A 17,869-nucleotide genomic window follows, 5' to 3' on the forward strand; every position below is an offset into this window, starting at 1 on the left:
AGGGGCGACGGGCCCCGTGTTTTTTTGCTAAAGGAGTGTTCATGGTCAGGAAAGCGGTCATTCCGGTGGCCGGGTTCGGAACCCGCATGCTGCCGGCATCCAAGTCGATCCCCAAGGAAATGCTGCCGATCGTGGATCGGCCCGCCATTGATTACGTGGTGGAGGAGGCGGTCAACGCCGGCATCACCGAGATCATCCTGGTCAGCCATGGCAGCAAGACCGCCATCGAGAATTTCTTCGACGGCCACCCGGAATTGGAAGCCCAGCTTGAAGCCAAGGGCAAGACCGCGCTGCTGGAAACGGTGAGCAAGCCGCTGCCCGACGGCGTGCAGGTGATCAGCGTGCGTCAGGGCCCGCCCCTGGGCCTGGGTCACGCGGTCTGGCAGGCGCGCAACGCGGTGGCCGGCGAGCCGTTCGTGGTGATCCTGCCGGACGTGCTGGTGGACGACGATGGCCGAGGCAACGACCTGGCCAACATGATCCGCCGTTTCGAGGACAACGGCGCCGCCCAGATCATGGTGGAGAAGGTGCCCGACGAACTGGTGCACAAGTACGGCATCGCCGACCTGGACGGCGCGCCACCGGCGGCCGGCGAGAGCGCGCCGATGCGCGGCGTGGTGGAAAAGCCGGACCGCGAGGTGGCACCTTCCAACCTGTCCGTGGTGGGCCGCTATGTGCTGCCGCCGGTGGTCATGGACCTGCTCGCCAACACTCCGCCCGGGGCCGGTGACGAGATCCAGCTCACCGACGCCCTGGCCACCCTGATCGGGGACGCGCCGGTGGAAGCCTACGCCATGCTCGGCCGCACCTTTGATTGCGGCAGCAAGGAAGGTTACCTGGAAGCAATTCTGCATTACGCGCTCAAGCACCCGGAGATCGGTGGCGCCGCCCGCGATTTGATCGCCAAGGCGAATCGCGGCTAAAGCGGAACGCATTGCAAAGGAGCCATAAATGCGTATCGACATGTTTGGCGACACCCTGTGCGCCATGGTCACCGCCGCCGCCTTCGCGCAAAGCGGCCATCGGGTGCGCTGGTGGTTGCCACCCGGCCGGGTGGCAAGGGCTCTGGACGACGGCCGGGTGCTGTACCAGGAGCCCGGCCTGGCGGAGCTGGTCACCGCCCAGCGTCGCGCCGGGCGGCTGGACTGCCGTACCGACGAGCCGGGCCTGGCCGACCCCAATGGCGAACCGGCGGTGAGCGAACCCGCCCCGGTGGTGTGCCTGGCCCTGCAGCCCGGTGATTTCGACCGCGCCGAGCACCTGGCCGCCTGGGCCGGGCGCGGTGGCGCCCGCCTGCTGATCAATCAGAGCGTGTTCCCGGTGGGCAGCACCGAGCAACTGCAAAAAGGGCTGCGCGAGCAGGGCGCGGCCACCCCGGTGGTGTGCCTGCCGGATACCCTTCAGGAAGGCATGGCGCTGGCCTCCTTCACCCGCCCCCATCATCTTCTGCTCGGTTGCGACGACCGCGAGGGGGAAGTGACCATGCGCGAACTTCTGCGCCCCTATAACCGCCGCCGCGACGTGCTGCAGGTGATGCAGCCCCGCGAGGCGGAGTTCACCAAGGTGGCGATCAGCGGCATGCTCGCCACCCGGCTCAGCTACATGAACGACATGGCGCTGCTGGCCGAGGAACTGGGCGTCGACATCGACGTGATCCGCCAGGGCGTGGGCTCCGACCCGCGCATCGGCGAAGCCTATCTGTACGCCGGCTGCGGCTTCGGTGGCCCGGGTTTCAGCCGTGACGTGATGAACCTGACCGACACCCTGCGCCGGCGCCGGGTGGGCGCCAAGCTGCTTGAGCAGGTGCTGCAGATCAACGAGCGCCAGAAGGAAGTTCTGTTCCGCAAGTTCTGGCGCCATTACGAAGGCGAGGTGGACCGCCGCCGGGTGACCCTGTGGGGCGCCGCCTTCAAGCCCGGCTCCGACCGGGTTGATAACGGCCCGGCGCTGCGTCTGATCGAAGCGCTCTGGGCCCAGGGCGTGGACGTGCACGTGCACGATCCCCTGGCGCTGCCGGAACTGGCCGCCTGGGCCCGGGACAAGGGCACCCTGACCCTGCACGACGATCCCTACGACGCCGCCCGCGACAGCGATGCCCTGATGCTGGTCACCGAATGGAAAGCCTATTGGGGCCCGGACTGGGACGACCTCAAGAACGCCATGCACACGCCGCTGATCCTGGACGGGCGCAACATCTATGACCCGGCGTACGTGACGCGCCAGGGCTTCACCTACTACGGCATCGGGAGACGCTGATGAGTGGCATTCCCCTGCACGACGTTGACGCCGCCCGGGCCGCCGACCAGGCCCTGCGCGACCACGCCGGCCAGGCCCGCCACTGGCACCTGGCCGATCTGTTCGCCGAGGACGCGGAGCGTTTCCAGCGCCTGAGCCTGAGCGCCTGCGGGCTGCTGGCGGATTTCAGCAAGCAGCGTCTCAGTCCCGAGACCCTGGACAAACTGCGTGGGCTGGCCCACGCCCGGGGCCTGGACGCCTGGATGCGCTGCCTGTTCGAAGGCGGCGAGGTGAACTGGACCGAGGGGCGCGCCGCCATGCACTGGCGGCTGCGCGAACCGGGCCGGGAGGAGGGCGAGGACGATCCGGTGCGCGACCAGCTGGCGCGCATGGAACGCATGGTCACGCGGATTCTCTCCGGCCAGTGGCGTGGCTGCGAAGGCGACGCCATCACCGACGTGGTCAACGTGGGCGTGGGCGGCTCCGATCTGGGCCCGCTGATGGCCTCGGTGGCCCTGCACGAGCACCGGCCCGCCAACGGCCAGCGTCCGCGGCTGCACTTCGTGTCGTCCATGGACGGCAGCCAGATCGTGCCGCTGCTCGATGAGCTGAATCCGGCCACCACCCTGATCGTGCTGTCCTCCAAGTCGTTCACCACGGTGGACACCCTCAGCAACGCGGCCACCGCCCGCTACTGGCTGGAGCAGGCCTTCCCGGACCGCAACGGCGCGGTGCTGCGCTGCCACTTCATCGGCGTGTCCGCCATGCCCGAGCGCATGAGCGAGTGGGGCATCCACGAGGACAACCAGCTGCTGTTCTGGGAGTGGGTGGGCGGTCGCTATTCGCTGTGGTCCACCATCGGCCTGCCGATCGCGCTGACCATCGGCATGGACGGTTTTCGGGAGCTGCTGGCCGGTGCCCACGATCTGGACCGCCATTTCCGCGAGGCGCCCTGGGAGGCCAACCTGCCGGTGCTGATGGGCCTGGTGGATGTGTGGAACCTGAACTACCTGGATATCACCGCCCGCGCGGTGCTGCCCTACGATGGCCGGCTCAAGCACTGGCCCGCCTACGTGGAGCAGCTTGAGATGGAGTCCAACGGTAAATCCGTGGATCGGGACGGCGAACTGGTGGACTACCACACCTGCCCGGTGATCTGGGGCGAGGTGGGGCCCAACGCCCAACACGCTTTCTATCAGTTGCTGCACCAGGGCACCCAGCCGGTGGCCTGTGAGTTCATCGCCGCCGCCCGCCACGGCCTGGATGGCAACAGCGCCGAGCTGCGGCCGCTGGAGGAACAGCACTCCCTGACCCTGGCCAATTGCCTGGCGCAATCGCGGCTGCTGGCCCTGGGCGACCGGGCGCTGGACGATGATGGCGATACCCCGGCCTACAAGCGCTACCGGGGCAACCAGCCCAGCACCACGCTGCTCATGGACGAACTCACCCCCCGCCACCTGGGGGCCCTGGTGGCGCTCTACGAGCACAAGGTGTTCGTGCAGGCGGTGCTGTGGGGCATCAACCCCTTCGATCAATGGGGTGTGGAAATGGGCAAGAAAATCGCCAAGGATATGATTCGGGTGCTGGAAAGCGGTGAGGGCAGTGACGGCCTGGACGCTTCCACCCGGGCGTTGGCCGGTTATATCCGCGCCCAGCAAAGCTCCTGACTTCATGGATTCAAGGATTAAGGACATCCCATGACTGAACTGGCAGACACTCTGTTCCGCGCCTACGACATCCGCGGCATTTACGAGGACACCCTCACCGTGGACGCGGCCCGTCTGATCGGCCTGGCCATCGGCACGGAAGTGCGCGCCAAGGGCGGCGACACCGTGGCGGTGGGCCGCGATGGCCGGCTGTCTTCCCCGGCGCTGGTGGACGGCCTCGCCCGGGGCCTGCAGGCGAGCGGCTGCAACGTGGTGGAAGTGGGCCTGGTGCCCACCCCGGTGCTGTATTTCGCCACCCACCTTTACCACGACGCCGACTCCGGCGTGATGGTCACCGGCAGCCACAACCCGCCGGACTACAACGGCTTCAAGATCGTTATTCAGGGCACGGCGCTGTCCGGTGATGCCATCCAGGCTCTCAAGGCCCGCATTCAGCGCGGGGACTTCAGCGAAGGCGAGGGCACTCGCGAGCAACGGGACGTGCTGCCCGCCTACCTGAACGCCGTGCAACGCCGCCATCAGCTGGCGCGCCCGCTCAAGGTGGTGGTGGACTGCGGCAACGGCGCCGCCGGCGTTACCGCCCCGGAGGCACTGATGCTGCTCGGCTGCGACGTGGTGCCCCTGTACGCGGACGTGGACGGCACTTTCCCCAACCACCACCCGGACCCGGGCGACATTGAAACCCTCAAGGACCTGATCGCCACCGTTGGCGAGGAAAACGCCGACCTGGGGCTGGCCTTCGATGGCGACGGCGACCGGCTCGGCGTGGTGCTTCCCGATGGCGACGTGGTCTACCCGGACATTCTGCTCATGGCCCTGGCCGAGGACCTGGCCTCCCGGGTGCCCGGCGCCAAGGTGATCTTCGACGTCAAATGCACCGGCGAGCTGTTCGACGTGATCAAGAAGGCCGGCGGCGAGCCGGAAATGTGGCGCACCGGCCACTCGCTGATCAAGGCGCGCATGAAGGAAACCGGCGCCCTGCTGGCCGGCGAGATGAGCGGCCATATCTTCTTCGCCGAGGATTGGTACGGCTTTGACGACGCCACCCTGGCGGCGGCCCGGCTGCTGGGTATTCTCAGCCGCTATGACGGCGACGCGGTGAGCTTCTTCCAGCGCTTCCCGCGCCTGCACTCCACCCCGGAGATCCAGATCCAGGTTACCGAGGAGAACAAGTTCGCCATCATCGAGTACCTGCAGGAGCACGCCGACCTGGGCGAGGGCGAGCGCCGGGTCATTGACGGTATCCGCATGGATTACCCGGACGGCTGGGGTCTGTGCCGGGCCTCCAACACCTCGCCGAAGCTGGTGACCCGCTACGAAGCCCGCGACGACGCCACCCTGGCGCGTATCCGCCAGCGCTTCGAAGCCGCCATCGAGCAGGCCATTCAGGCGGTGGGCTGAGCCCACCGCTGCCACCTCCCTATCGCGACTGAAGTCGCTCCTACGGCGGTCTTTGATGCTGTAGGAGCGACTTCAGTCGCGATCCCCCCCAAACCCAATGGCACACCCCAACCCCTCTCTGCTATCCTCAAACCAAGCAAGCGCTTGGTTTATGGCGCACCCGATCAAAGCCCCCCGATTCGAGAACAAGGAGCGACCGTGGCCGACCTGTCCTATTTCAACGAAACCCACGAGATGGTGCGCGACACCGTGCGCAAGTTCGTGGAACGCGAGATCCTGCCCCAGGTGAACGACTGGGAGGAGGCCGGCGCCTTCCCCCGTGAGCTGTACAAGAAGGCGGCCGACGCCGGCATCCTCGGCATCGGCGCCCCGGAACGCTGGGGCGGCAGCGGCGAGGACGTGTTCATGAAGGTGGCCGCCTGCGAGGAAATCACCCGCTGTACCTCCGGCGGCGTGGGCGCCAGCCTGGGCTCCCTGGACATCGGCCTGCCGCCGGTGTGGAAGTGGGGCTCCGAGGCCCTGCAGGAGCGGGTGGTGCCGGCGGTGCTGGCCGGCGACAAGATCGCCGCCCTGGCGATCACCGAGCCCGGCGGTGGCTCCGACGTGGCCAACCTGCGCACCAAGGCCACCCGCGATGGTGACCACTATGTGGTGAACGGCGCCAAGACCTTCATTACCAGCGGCGTGCGCGCGGACTACTACACGGTGGCGGTGCGCACCGGCGGTGCCGGTTTCGGCGGTGTGTCCCTGCTGCTGGTGGAGAAGGGTACCCCGGGCTTCACCGTGGGCCGGGAGCTGAAGAAGATGGGCTGGTGGGCGTCCGACACCGCCGAGCTGTATTTCGAGGACTGCCGGGTGCCGGCGGAAAACCTGATCGGCCCGGAGAACGGCGGCTTCTACTGCATCATGAGCAACTTCCAGATGGAGCGGCTGATCCTGGCGGTGACCGCCAACATGACCGCCCAGGTGGCGCTGGAAGAGGCCATGGCCTACGCCAGGGAGCGCCAGGCCTTTGGCCGGCCCATCGCCGGCTTCCAGGTGACCCGCCACAAGCTGGCGGAGATGGCCACCCAGGTGGCCGTGAGCCGGGAATTCACTTACCGCACGGCGGCGCGCATCGCCAACGGCGAGGACTGCGTGCTGGACGTGTCCATGGCCAAGAACCAGGCCACGCAATGCGCCGACCGGGTGACCTGGGACGCGGTGCAGATCTTCGGCGGCGCCGGCTACATGCGTGGCACCGTGGTGGAGCGGCTGTTCCGGGACAACCGCATCCTGTCCATCGGCGGCGGCACCTACGAGATCATGAACGAGGTGATCGCCAAGCGGCTGGGGCTCTAGCCGCCCACGCCGCCATCGCGACTAAAGCGGAACGCCGCCCGGTCGCTCCTACAGAATATGGTAGTAGGAGCGACTTCAGTCGCGATCAGGCGTCAGCCGGCGGTGCACTCCGCCCGGGAGCTGTCGAGCTTGCAGCGGATCTTGCGCAGCAGGTCCAGCATGTCGCCGTCGTAGTAGCCTTCCTTGCGCAACTGGTCCCGGGAGTCCTGCATCATCAGCTCGTATTCGCGCTTGTCCTCGTCGGGGATGTCCACCCACCACTTGGGGTCGACCTGGTCCGACTCACGCTTGAGCTGCTCCAGTACCTTGTCCAGGTTGTCGTAAAAATACTCCCGGGACTTCTGCGCGATCTCCGCCGGGAACCGGTCTTCCTTGCCCACCAGCTGGATCGAGAGCTGCAACAGCGGGTAATCGATGATGCCACCGTCGGGCTGCAGGCCCTTGTACAGTTCCAGCACGTTGTAGGCCACCAGCGGCGCGGCGATCACGTCCACGGAGCCGTTGTTGAACTTGCCGGCGAAGTTGGTGATGTCCGAGGGTACCGGGGTGGCGCCGGCGGCGGCCACCATCTTGGCCTGGGTGGGGTCGAAATCGAGCACCGCCACTTTCTTGCCGGCGGCCTTGGCCAGGGAGTTGATCTCCCGGTCGTTGACGAACAGGTAGGCGGCGCCGATGGGGGCGATGCCGATCACCTCGTAGGAATTGGCGGTGAGCTGCTCGGCGCGGCTCGGGTGCGACAGCACGCGCAGGGCGAGCTTCATGTGCTCCATGGTGGGCAGGGCGCCGATGGAGTCCAGGGTGCCGGCGTACTTGTTGAACTGGCGGGCGCGCAGCCCGGTGATCAGGGAGGCATCGCACTGGCCGGCCTTGAGGTCCTCGGCGGCCACTTGCTCATTGGTGTAGACGCGCAGGTTGGCCTTCAGGCCCCAGTTCAGCGCGGCGGCGCGCCAGTCCTTCATGGCGGCCATGGTGGGGCCCATCTGGCCGGCGATATCGAATACGCAGATGTCGCGTTCGATCTGCTCCTGGGCCTGGGCGGCGCCGGCCAGCAACAGGGTGGCGGCGGCCAGGAGGGCGCTGAAGCGTTTTGTCATGGTTATGGTCCTTCATCCGGGTCTCTGTCCGGATGGTAGGCGGGTGGCGCCAGGACACAAAACCTTGGCGCCCGGGTGAGTGAGCGTTTCGGTCACCCGCCGGGCTGATCGTACCCCCACCGTAGGAGCGACTTTAGTCGCGATAGTCCGCCGGCCTAGAAGCTGTAATTCTTCAGCCGGTTGGCTTGCTGCCGGTAGAGACTCACCGGGTCGGTGCTCCACAGATCGTGCAGGCCGAGCACCTGGTTGACCTCGTCCAGGTGATTCATGCGGTAGTCATCGCGGATCACCATGCCCAGATGGCTGGAACAGCTGCTCACCAGGCCATCGTTGGGCTCGCCCAGGAACACGATGGACGTGGCCGCCAGGAACGGGTCGGACGGGTCGAGAACATTGGTAAGGGTCTTGGCGCCGCTCCAGGAGAAGTAGGAAACGCCGTTGGCGGCCTGCCGGGGCGCGTCGCCGCAGTAGCGGGCCGGTATGCCCTCCGGATACCGCTGGTTGAAGGCCACCGTATCGGCGGTGGTGAGCGCCTTGAGCGCGGCCAGGATGTCCTGCTCGTTGCCGCCGCCGGAGAACAGGTCGATAAGCCCGGCCAGGGCGTTGCCCAGGTAGCCGATCAGGTTGCCGGAGAAGGGCACGTTATCAACCACGCCCTGCAGCACGTCCGCCAGCCGGGCGCCCCAGTTGACGCCGCCGACGCTGGTCACCGAGGCCACGTACTCAGGGTACACCGAGGCCACGTAGCGGGTGGTGGGGCCGCCGTGGCTGTGGCCGATCAGGTTGACCCGCTCGGCGCCGGTGCTGGCGAGGATGGTTTCCACCTGGCGCGCCAGCTGCTCGCCGCGCACGGCGGTGTCCTCGGCGGCGCTCACCTGGGCCACGTAGACCTCGGCGCCGCCCTGGCGCAGTTCCTCGGGGATACGGTACCAGTAGTCCACGCCGGCGGCGGTGTCGAAGCCGAACAGGCCATGGACCAGAACGATGGGGTAACGGGTGGCGGTGTAATCGGCGATGGCCTGGGCCGGCACCGACAGCACCACGAGCATGAGGGCGCTCAGCAGCGCCTGGAGCAACGTTTTCATAAGCTTCCCTGTTTGTGTTGTTGTTGAATTGTTGGTTATGCGCCAAGGTCCTCTTGGCGGGAACCTTCCCGGGAAGTGAAGGTTCCTAGGGCCTGTTCACTCTACTTGCATCATGCCTGTTGTGGCTAAAAATCCACCCATCTAGGCACGAGGAGAGAAGTTTGGTGGCTCCAAATGAACGACGAGTAACGCGGAGGGGTGGATTTTTAGCCACAACCCGAAGGGCTGGCCCCCTTTTGGCCACCAGCGTCGTTGTCGGTCGCTTATTTGGACTGACCAAACGGCGCTCCCTCCGCCTAGCTGGAGGCCAAAATGACATCCAGCAGGCGTGATGCAAGTAGAGTGAACAGGCCCTCAGACTAGCGCCGCTCTTGCCGGTGTTGCACTAATAAAAAAGTCGTAATCCGATCAGCGGTGATAACAATAAGACGGAGTACAGGGATGAGAATCATGATCGTGGCGCTGAGCGCGCTGCTGCTGGTGGCCGGCGCGGCCTGGTGGTGGCGGGACGGTGCGGGTGGCCCGGCGCGCCCGGCGGTGGCCGCCGCTTCCACCGGGGCCCCCGCCGGACCGGCCTTCCAGGGGGGCTCGGATTTCGCCACCTTCGCCGCCCGGGGCGCCCGGCTGGAGAGCGAGCCGGCCAGTTGGCGCGGCACCGAGCCGGACGGTGCCCTGCGGGTGGACGACAACGGCGACTTGATCGTCACCGAGGAGGTGCGGCGGCGCTTCGATTACTTCCTTTCCGCCCTCGGCGAGGAGGATCTCAACGTGCTGCGCGCCCGGGTGGCGGCACACCTGGACGCGGCGCTGCCGCCGGCGGCGGCGCGCCAGGCCTGGGATTTGTTCGAGCGCTACACCGGCTACCGGGCGGCGCTACGCGGGCTCGACAGCCCGGATAACGACACCGCCGCCCTGCGCCGCAGCCTGGAGGAGCGGCGGGCGCTGCGTCGGCGCTGGTTCGACGCCGAGGCCCGGGAGGCATTCTTCGGTTTCCGTGACCGCTATGACAGCTTCGCCCTGGACCGGCGCGCCATTCTTGAGGACCCGGCCCTGAGCGCCGAGGAGAAGGCGGCCCGGGTGAGCGCGTTGGAGGCCGACCTGGCGCCGCGGTTGCGCGCCATGGTGGAAGCCACCCGGCGCCCGGTGTCGGTGGCGGCGCAGGTGGACCGGCTGCGCGAGCAGGGCGCCTCGGAGGCGCGGGTGTACCAGCTGCGTGAGCGGGAACTGGGCGCCGAGGCGGCGGAGCGGCTGGCGGATCTGGATCATCGGCGGGCGGAATGGGAGCGGCGCTATGATGAGTACCGCGAGCAGCGCGAGGGGATTCTGCACAGTGGCCTGGCGCCGGAGGACCGGGACGCCCAGGTGCGGGCCCTGCGCGCGCGCCTGTTCGACGAACAGGAGCAGCGGCGGGTGCAGGCGTTGGATCGTATCCGGTGACGCCGGGTGATCGCGACTGAAGTCGCTCCTACGTCGTAAATTCTGCCGTAGGAGCGACTGGGCGGCACTCCACTTCAGTCGCGATTCGACTCAGCCTTTGGTCTGGTTGGCCACCGCCTCGGCGGCCTTGGCGGCGGCTTCCTCGTCGCCCAGGTAGTAGTTCTTGATCGGCTTCAGATCGTCGTCCAGCTCGTAGACCATGGGAATCCCGGTGGGGATGTTGAGCTTGACGATGTCCTCGTCGGAAATGCCGCTCAGGTGTTTCACCAGGGCGCGCAGACTGTTGCCGTGGGCGCAGATCAGCACCTGCTTGCCGGCCCGCACCTGGGGCTCGATTTCCGCCTGATAGTAGGGCAGGAAGCGGGCGACGGTGTCCTTGAGGCTCTCGGACAGCGGAATCTTGCTCTCGTCCAGGTCCTTGTAGACGCGCAGACGGCCGGCGTAACGCTCGTCGTCGCGGTCCATCTTGGGCGGCGGCGTATCGTAGCTGCGGCGCCAGATCAGCACCTGCTCGTCGCCGTACTTCTCGGCGGTCTCCGCCTTGTTGAGCCCTTGCAGGGCACCGTAGTGGCGTTCGTTGAGGCGGTAGTCCCGGGTCACCGGAATCCACATCTGGTCCATGCCATCGAGGATGGTCCACAGCGTGCGGATGGCGCGCTTGAGCACCGAGGTGTAAGCCATGTCGAACTCAAAGCCGGCTTCCTTCAGCAGCTCGCCGGCCTGACGCGCTTCCTCGCGGCCCTGCTCGGTGAGATCCACGTCCTTCCAGCCGGTGAAGCGGTTTTCCTTGTTCCAGACGCTCTGGCCGTGGCGGACCAGTACCAGTTTGGTGCTCATGGGCGGTTCCTGTGCGGTTTCCGTGATCGTGACGGCGGCGAATGGTACCAGAAACCGGCCCGCGCGTTGTAGGCCGGTCGGCCGCGTTTCGGGGGGCGGCTCCGATCCGTATAATGCGCGGGATCATTGGCAAGCCATGGATCGACATGACCTATATCTGGTGCGACAGCGCCGAGGCGCTGGGGGAATGGACCGCCCGCCTGCCCGCCGGGGCGCCGCTTTATCTGGACACGGAATTCATGCGCGAGCGCACCTACTACCCGCGTCTGGCGCTGGTGCAGGTGCACGACGGCGAGGCGATCCGCCTGATCGACACCACCCGGGTGGCGGCGGCGGATCTGGCGCCGGCGCTGGCGGAGCGGCCCCTGGTGATGCATGCCTGCTCCGAGGATCTGGAGGCCCTGGCGGCGTTTTCCGGGGCCTACCCGGCGGCGGTGGAGGACACCCAGATCGCCGCCGCGCTGATCGGCGAGGACATGCAGCTCAGCTATCAGCGGCTGGTGGAGGGGCGGCTGGGAGTGAGTCTGCCCAAGGGGGCGACCCGCACCGACTGGCTCAAGCGACCGCTCAGCGAGGAGCAGTTGCGCTACGCCGTGGACGACGTGAAATACCTGCCGGAGCTGACCGATGGCCTGCGCGAGGCACTGGCGCGGCTGGGCCGGGAGGCCTGGTGGCGCGAGGAGTGCGCGCGGTTGCGCGAGGATGCGCTCAAACGCGCCGAGCCCGGCGACGCCTGGCGTCAGGTGAAGGGCGCGGGTACCCTGCGCGGCCAGGAGCTGGCGGTGCTGGAGGTGCTTGCCCAGTGGCGCGAGGATACCGCCCGGGAACGGGATCTGCCCAAGGGGTTCGTGGTGCGCGACAATACCTTGCTGGATCTGTGCCGGGCCGGTTCGCTGTCCCGGGAGCGGCTGCGCGAGCTGGGTATGCATCCCAAGGCGATCCGCCGCGATGGCGACACCCTTCTGGCGTTGGCCGCCGACGCCGCTGGCGCGACGCCGCCGGCGCCGTTGCCGGGCCCCTTGGAGCCGGCCCAGCGCCAGACCGTCAAGAGGTTGCGCGAGGCGGTGTCGCGGATCGCCGACGATCTGGGCCTCAAGCCCGATGTGCTGGTGCGCCGGCGCTGGCTGGAGGCGCTGGTGCGCGATCCCGGGCGGTTGCCCGAGCCGCTGACCGGCTGGCGCCATGATCTGGTGGCCCGGCCCCTGCTCGAATTGCTGTGAGAGACCGATGACCCTGGAAGGCAAGCTGTTCTGTTCCATTTACAAGAGTCCGCGCCGCGAGGGCATGTACCTGTACGTGGAGCGCACCAAGGGGCTCAAGGATCTGCCCGAGGCGCTGATCAGCCAGTTCGGCGCGCCGCGCCATGTGACCGACATGATCCTTACCCCGGAGCGGCCCCTGGCCCGCGTCGAGGTGGATCAGGTGATGGCGCGCATCCGTGAGCAGGGCTTTTATCTGCAGATGCCGCCGCCGCCGGATGAGGACCTGTACCTGGCCAATGGCCACCCGGACCGTCCGCGCCATGCGTGAGCGTTTCTGGGAACGACCGCTGGAAGAGCTGGACGAAGCGGAGTGGGAAGCGCTTTGCGATGGCTGTGGACGCTGTTGTCTGGTTAAACTTCAGGACGAGGACAGCGGCGAGGTGGCCTTCACCAACGTGGCCTGCGCTTATCTGGACGATGCCGGCTGCCGGTGCACCGTTTACCCTGAGCGCCAGCGCTACGTGCCTGACTGCATGCCGGTGACCACCGAGGTGGCCCGGCATTTTGACTGGTTGCCGGCCACCTGCGCCTACCGCCGCCGCGCCAACGGCCAGCCGTTGGCTTCCTGGCACCCGCTGATTTCCGGTCGCGCCGACTCCGTGCGCGAGGCGGGCATCAGCGTCAGTGGCAGGGTGGTGTCCGAACGGGGGGTGGCCGAGGACGACCTGGAAGAGCATATTGTTCACTGGGTGGGCTGACGCCGCCCCGACCGAATCTTGGAGTAATCGTGACGACGAAAGCCTATATGTGGGGATGGTTCGCCTATTTGCTGGGTAGTGTGGGGGTGCTGTTCGTGCTGTGGTACATCACCCGGCCGTTCATGACTTCGCTGCGCCTGCCGTTGCGCGCGGTGGGCGCGGCCCTGCTGCTGACGCCCTGGTCGGTGTCGCCGGAACACGGCCAGTTGGCGCCGGCCTGGGTGGCGGCGCTGTTCGATGGTCTGTTCCAGGAAGAGATGAGTTCCTGGCGCGCCGGCGGGCCCTTGCTGGCCATCGTGGTGGTGGCGTTGCTGGTGGCCCTGGCGGAGCTGTGGCGACGCCATCGCAAGTACGGCGGCTATCACGACGATGGTGACGCGGAGGTGGAGTGAGCGATTGCGTCTTTTGTCGCATCCTCGCCGGTGAGCTGCCGGGCAGCGTGGTCTACCGCGATGAGCGGGCCATGGTGCTGCTGGACCTGTTTCCGGTGCGCGAGGCGCATTGCCTGGTGATTCCGGTGGAGCACCATGTGCTGCTGCAGGAGCTGTCGCCGGAGCTCACCGCGCACCTGTTCGAGCTGGCGCGGCGTACCATCCGTGCCCAGAAGCTGGCCGGCCTGGACGTGCTGGCGCACAACGTGATCGTCAACGACGGCCGCGAGGCCAACCAGCACGTGCCCCATGTGCATGTGCATGTGATTCCGCGCCGGGGGGGCGACACCCTGGCCACCGCCCTGACCTGGGGCACCCGCATGATGAATATCTTCGGGCTGGCCAAGCGCCGCCATCGCCTGGACCGGCTGGCCGGGCTGCTCGCCGAGCATTTCCCCAAGGCCTGAATCGCGACTGAAGTCGCTCCTACAAAGGCCCGCGCTCCTACAGAGGCCCGCACTGTAGGAGCGACCGGGCGGCGTTCCGCTTCAGTCGTGATGATGCCGGCACGGCGCCTCTACCGCGATCAGAAAGGTATGGCGGTTATTTCATGCGGTAGGAGCGACTTCAGTCGCGATGATGCCGGCACGGCGCCTCAAGGCCGCGCGCAGCAGCGCAGCCGCAACGGCCAGCGCACGGTCCTTTCCTGTTCGCCCCAGCGTGCCCGCAGCAGCGGCAGAAACGCCGCCAGCGGGTCCTCGCCAGCGGCGCGGGCCTTCACCAGCGCGGACCAGGTGTCCAGGTAGCCGGCCATGTCGCGCCAGCGCCAGCGGCGTTCGATATCGCCGGGGTTGGGCACCGTGCTTTCCGGCCAGGGCAGGGTCACCCGTCGGTAGCCTTCGATCACTTGCCAGCGCGCCGCCGGCCACCAGGGCCGCAGCTCCCGGTCGTGGAAATCCTCGATCAGCCCATCCAGTCCGTCCACGCTGCACAGTCCGTAACTGATGATCGCCAGCAGCCCGCCGGGGCGCAGCACCCGCCCGGCTTCATGGAAGAAAGCGGGCAATGGGAACCAGTGCAGGGCCTGGGCCACGGTGATCAGATCCAGGTTGGCGTCGGCCAGGGGCAGGGCATCGGCGCGCGCCACCAGGTAACGGCTGGCGCCGGCGGGGGCGGCGCTTACCTGCTCCAGGCTCACGTCGATGCCCAGCACCTGCTGGAAATGGGGTTCCAGCGCCCGGCAGGCCTGGCCGCTACCACAGCCCAGATCCAGCGCGCGGCGCCGGCCGGGGCTGCGTTCGGCGAGCCCGGCGAACAACGCCGGCGGGTAATCCGGGCGGTGGTTCTGGTAGTGGTCGCCGCGTTGGAACAGGGGGCCGCCGGAGGCGTTGTTCATGGCCGGTCCGAGCCTTCGAAGCGGGCTTCCCAGGCCTGGCCGTCACTGCGCTCCAGGTCCAGGGCGATGCCGGCGCGCCATTGTCCCAACGGCGCGGCGCACCAGGCCACGGTGCCGAACAGGTGCAGCGGCGCGGCCTGGTCGGGCAGGCTCACCCACAGTTCCACATCGGTGTCCGGGTGGATGGCATGGGGAAAGGTGACCCCCAGGCCGGTGCGGGATACGTCCCGGCATAGCAGGTGCAGAGGCTCATCGTCGCCGGTTTCCCGGCGCAGAGTCAGGGCCACGCCGGTGGGGGCGTGATGACGAGGGTGATGGCGATGTTCTTCCCGGGACGCCATGGGTCAACCGTAGATCAGGCGGTCCACCACCGCGGCGGCCACGGCGATGCCGGCGGTAACCAGGAACAGTACGCCGAGCAGCGTCAGGGCCGGTTTGAAGGATTTGGGCAGGGGCTCGGTGGGGCGGCCTCCGGCGCGCTGGGGTTGCGGGCGGTTCATGGTGACCTCGTGTCGGCTGGATGACATTGTCACGAGAGTATCCAATATCCCCGGGCCGGAGAAAACCCGCCGGGCGTTCCGTTTTAGCCGCGAAACGCCCGCTCAGCGGCCGCGATGGCTTCAGCCCGCCTCGATGCGCTGGAACAACCAGCCGTGCACGCTATCGGAAATCAGCGGCAGGAAGGCGATGATCAGCAGCGCGGTGAGCATCACGCTGATCGGCAGCAGGAATTTCTCGTAACGGCGGAAGAAACTGCCGGTCTTGAGCTTGGCGCTCTCCACCTCGTCGTCGCCCACCACCTGCCGCGTCAGCAGATGGTTGAGCGCCACCGGTGGTGTCAGGTAACCCAGCTCGAAGGCGACCAGGGCGATCATCCAGAAGTGCAGCGAGCTGATGCCGTTGGCCTCGGCCATGGGCGCCATGGCGGCGTTGACCAGAATCACCGCGCCCAGCGGGTCGATGAACATGCCCACCAGCACCAGGGCCACCACGAAGAAGCCGGCGGCGATCCAGATCGAGCCGAAGGTTTCCGGCAGCGCCTCCAGCACACCGGAGCGCTCGATAATGCCGGCGGCGCCCATGGACATGGCCATCAGCATCAGCAGCGCGCCGATGTGGCCGGTGGTCTCGGAAGTGGCGAAGCGCATGGAGCCTTCGAAGTTTTCCGCCACGCCTTGTTCCGGCGCGTAGTGCGGGTCCTTGTCGCCGGGCACCAGATAGGTGACCAGCAGGAACACCATGAACATCAGGTTGCGCCAGAAATCCCCCCACAACATCGCTTCCAGTTCCTGGGGGGCCATATTCCCGGGTAGAGGGTTTCCCGGCGGAGAGGCGGCGCCGGCGGTGAGCGCCTGGTAGCCGTGCCACACTTCCTGCCAGGACAGCACCAGCATGGCGGCCATGAACAGGGCGAACAGATGCACCACATGGCGGCTCAGTTTTTCGTAGATAAGGATCGCCAGCAGCATCACCGGAAGGATGATGGGCGCGGAGAACTCGTCCAGCTGCCGGTCCAGCAGGTCGTTGAAGAACAGCGCCACGGCGCCCACCACGATGCCGTAGGGCATCAGTGGCACCATGCGCTTGAGGCTGGCCGGCAGCGCCTGCGCGAAGGGCGCGATGCGCGCCGGCGTGGTACGCGCGAACTGGCTGTAAATGAAGAACACCAGCAGGCTGAGCGCGAATACCTTGCCGCCGGCGGAGAACATTTCCGCGGTGGTCACGTTCTTGTTGAGCGCGGCGATCACCACCACGATCAGGCAGGGCCGCAGCACCACGCCCATGGAGCCGGACATGGCGGTGGCGGCCAGAGCCAGTTGCTTGCGCGCGCCGACCCGGATCAGCTCGCGGTAGATGGTGGCGCCGGCGGCGATCACGAAGATGCCGGAGGCGCCGGTATAGGCGGTGAGCACGGCGGCGAAGGCGAGCACCACCACGCTCATCAGTTCCGGTGACAGATTCCACGGCCGCATCACGTCGAAGACGATGTGGGTGAGCCGGGTCTGTTTGAGCATCATGCCGATCCAGATGTACAGCGCCAGATTCAGGAACAGGGTGGAAAGCTCCATCATCATGTTCATGTACACGCTGACGCCGTGGAAATAACCCTGGCCGTAGAACTGCATCGAGGCGGAGATGCACATGAAGCTGAACAGCGGAATGGTGAGGAACGCCTTGCCCCAGGAGCCGCCTTCTTCCAGATCGCGGGGCGGACGCACCAGCTGGTAAACGGCGGCGGCGGTGAGGATGGCGAAACCGGCGATCCACACCGAATGCAGATAGAGGGCATCGACGGTGACACCCGCCTGGGCGGCGCGCAGGTCGGAGGCACGATAAACCAGCGCCGACACCAGCAGCAGCGAATTGGAGGCCACCTGGGCGAGGTTGGAAATCAGATGGTCCTTGCGGGTTCGCGATGGTCGCAGGGCGATATGGTGGCGCTGGAAGGTGGTGGTGGTGGCGCAGATCAGCAGTAGCAGCGCCAACAGCAGGCGCTTGTAGTCGCCCAGGGTGGCCACCAGCGCGGCCAGGCCGCCCTCGATGTTGCGGAAGGTCACCACGCTGGGCGTGACCTTTTCCTCAACGGTTTGATAGCGGTCCCACTTGTCGCGGCAGTTGGCGCGGGCGGCGAGCAGGGAGTCGCGAATCGCGTCGCGGTTCACGGCGCCGCCGCCAAGCAGATCGCCGAGCGGGTCGGAATCCGCTTCCGCCTTGCGTCTCTCGGCGATCTCGTTGACGCGCTGGTCGATGTTCGGGTCGCGATCGCACTCCGGTGCCGGGGTCAGGCCGGCGGTGCGCAGCAGAAAATATTCCTCCCAGGTGGCTTCGCCGATTTTCAGCAATTGGGAATGAATGATCTGCCCGGATGACAGAAACACAACCAACACCAGCAACAACAGAACGGGCAGCGTCGACAGCCATTCTTGCGGCGAGCGGTGGAGCAGGGCGGAGGGCCGTTTCCCCATGATCGTTATCCTTGTTTTTATCGTTATTGGTTTTGTCGTTTTCACAATGTGTACAACTATAAACATTCATGCTATAGCT

General features: G+C 66.9%; 18 protein-coding genes. 11 read left to right on the forward strand and 7 right to left on the reverse strand.

What is annotated here, in order from left to right:
- Positions 1-41 precede the first annotated feature (41 nt).
- The 5 genes from JF515_RS03130 to JF515_RS03150 all read left to right on the forward strand — a co-directional run bounded on the left by JF515_RS03130 (position 42) and on the right by JF515_RS03150 (position 6,644).
- Positions 42-923 carry a UTP--glucose-1-phosphate uridylyltransferase gene (locus JF515_RS03130; protein WP_203100920.1) on the forward strand — a complete coding sequence of 294 codons (882 nt, stop codon included), beginning with the start codon at positions 42-44 and terminating at the stop codon, positions 921-923.
- A gap of 28 nt (positions 924-951) precedes the next feature.
- Positions 952-2,256, forward strand: a complete 1,305-nt coding sequence (locus tag JF515_RS03135) for a UDP-glucose dehydrogenase family protein (RefSeq protein WP_203100922.1) — start codon at positions 952-954, stop codon at positions 2,254-2,256.
- Entirely contained in the window at positions 2,256-3,902 is a 1,647-nt protein-coding gene (gene pgi / locus JF515_RS03140; protein WP_203100924.1) for a glucose-6-phosphate isomerase, read from the forward strand. Before JF515_RS03135 ends, pgi begins: the two co-directional genes overlap by 1 nt.
- A gap of 30 nt (positions 3,903-3,932) precedes the next feature.
- Positions 3,933-5,303 carry a phosphomannomutase/phosphoglucomutase gene (locus tag JF515_RS03145; RefSeq protein WP_203100926.1) on the forward strand — a complete coding sequence of 457 codons (1,371 nt, stop codon included), beginning with the start codon at positions 3,933-3,935 and terminating at the stop codon, positions 5,301-5,303.
- A 198-nt stretch (positions 5,304-5,501) separates the two neighbouring features.
- Positions 5,502-6,644, forward strand: a complete 1,143-nt coding sequence (locus JF515_RS03150) for an acyl-CoA dehydrogenase family protein (RefSeq protein WP_203100928.1) — start codon at positions 5,502-5,504, stop codon at positions 6,642-6,644.
- Positions 6,645-6,736: 92 nt separating this feature from the next.
- On the opposite strand, the gene JF515_RS03155 is transcribed toward JF515_RS03150, so the two are convergent.
- Entirely contained in the window at positions 6,737-7,738 is a 1,002-nt protein-coding gene (locus JF515_RS03155; RefSeq protein ID WP_203100929.1) for a putative solute-binding protein, read from the reverse strand.
- 155 nt (positions 7,739-7,893) lie between these two features.
- Positions 7,894-8,823, reverse strand: coding sequence for a lipase family alpha/beta hydrolase (locus JF515_RS03160; protein ID WP_203100930.1), 930 nt, complete (start codon positions 8,821-8,823; stop codon positions 7,894-7,896).
- A gap of 441 nt (positions 8,824-9,264) precedes the next feature.
- On the opposite strand from JF515_RS03160, the gene JF515_RS19570 reads away from it, so the two are divergent.
- A complete protein-coding gene (locus tag JF515_RS19570) occupies positions 9,265-10,260 on the forward strand; it encodes a lipase secretion chaperone (protein WP_203100931.1) in 996 nt (331 codons plus the stop codon).
- A 90-nt stretch (positions 10,261-10,350) separates the two neighbouring features.
- Here JF515_RS19570 and gpmA read toward each other — a convergent pair whose 3' ends face one another.
- Positions 10,351-11,097, reverse strand: coding sequence for a 2,3-diphosphoglycerate-dependent phosphoglycerate mutase (gene gpmA, locus JF515_RS03170; protein ID WP_203100932.1), 747 nt, complete (start codon positions 11,095-11,097; stop codon positions 10,351-10,353).
- Positions 11,098-11,243: 146 nt separating this feature from the next.
- Here gpmA and rnd point away from each other — a divergent pair, with 146 nt between their 5' ends.
- From rnd to JF515_RS03195, 5 genes are read left to right on the forward strand one after another with little or no spacing between them, the layout of a single operon-like run.
- The gene (rnd, locus tag JF515_RS03175; protein WP_203100933.1) at positions 11,244-12,317 is read left to right on the forward strand and encodes a ribonuclease D; all 1,074 of its coding nucleotides are present in this window, start codon (positions 11,244-11,246) and stop codon (positions 12,315-12,317) included.
- 7 nt (positions 12,318-12,324) lie between these two features.
- A complete protein-coding gene (locus JF515_RS03180; protein WP_203100934.1) occupies positions 12,325-12,627 on the forward strand; it encodes a YcgL domain-containing protein in 303 nt (100 codons plus the stop codon).
- The gene (locus tag JF515_RS03185; protein WP_238400810.1) at positions 12,596-13,057 is read left to right on the forward strand and encodes a YcgN family cysteine cluster protein; all 462 of its coding nucleotides are present in this window, start codon (positions 12,596-12,598) and stop codon (positions 13,055-13,057) included. Before JF515_RS03180 ends, JF515_RS03185 begins: the two co-directional genes overlap by 32 nt.
- 29 nt (positions 13,058-13,086) lie before the next feature.
- Positions 13,087-13,449, forward strand: a complete 363-nt coding sequence (locus tag JF515_RS03190) for a hypothetical protein (RefSeq protein ID WP_338015162.1) — start codon at positions 13,087-13,089, stop codon at positions 13,447-13,449.
- Positions 13,446-13,895: an HIT domain-containing protein gene (locus JF515_RS03195; protein WP_203100935.1), complete on the forward strand. Its 450-nt coding sequence runs from the start codon at positions 13,446-13,448 to the stop codon at positions 13,893-13,895. The genes JF515_RS03190 and JF515_RS03195 overlap by 4 nt, the downstream gene beginning before the upstream one ends.
- 188 nt (positions 13,896-14,083) lie before the next feature.
- Here JF515_RS03195 and JF515_RS03200 read toward each other — a convergent pair whose 3' ends face one another.
- From JF515_RS03200 to JF515_RS03215, 4 genes are all read right to left on the reverse strand, one after another.
- Positions 14,084-14,824: a class I SAM-dependent methyltransferase gene (locus JF515_RS03200; protein ID WP_203100937.1), complete on the reverse strand. Its 741-nt coding sequence runs from the start codon at positions 14,822-14,824 to the stop codon at positions 14,084-14,086.
- Positions 14,821-15,165, reverse strand: coding sequence for a PilZ domain-containing protein (locus tag JF515_RS03205; protein ID WP_203100947.1), 345 nt, complete (start codon positions 15,163-15,165; stop codon positions 14,821-14,823). The genes JF515_RS03200 and JF515_RS03205 overlap by 4 nt, the downstream gene beginning before the upstream one ends.
- A gap of 3 nt (positions 15,166-15,168) precedes the next feature.
- Positions 15,169-15,324 (reverse strand): hypothetical protein, encoded by a 156-nt coding sequence (locus JF515_RS03210; RefSeq protein ID WP_203100949.1) that lies wholly within the window; start codon positions 15,322-15,324, stop codon positions 15,169-15,171.
- 120 nt (positions 15,325-15,444) lie between these two features.
- Entirely contained in the window at positions 15,445-17,790 is a 2,346-nt protein-coding gene (locus JF515_RS03215) for a TRAP transporter large permease subunit (protein ID WP_203100951.1), read from the reverse strand.
- Between the last annotated feature and the right edge of the window lie 79 nt (positions 17,791-17,869).

This window comes from Alloalcanivorax marinus, assembly GCF_016785095.1.
GTDB classification, from domain to species: Bacteria; Pseudomonadota; Gammaproteobacteria; order Pseudomonadales; family Alcanivoracaceae; genus Alloalcanivorax; species Alloalcanivorax marinus_A.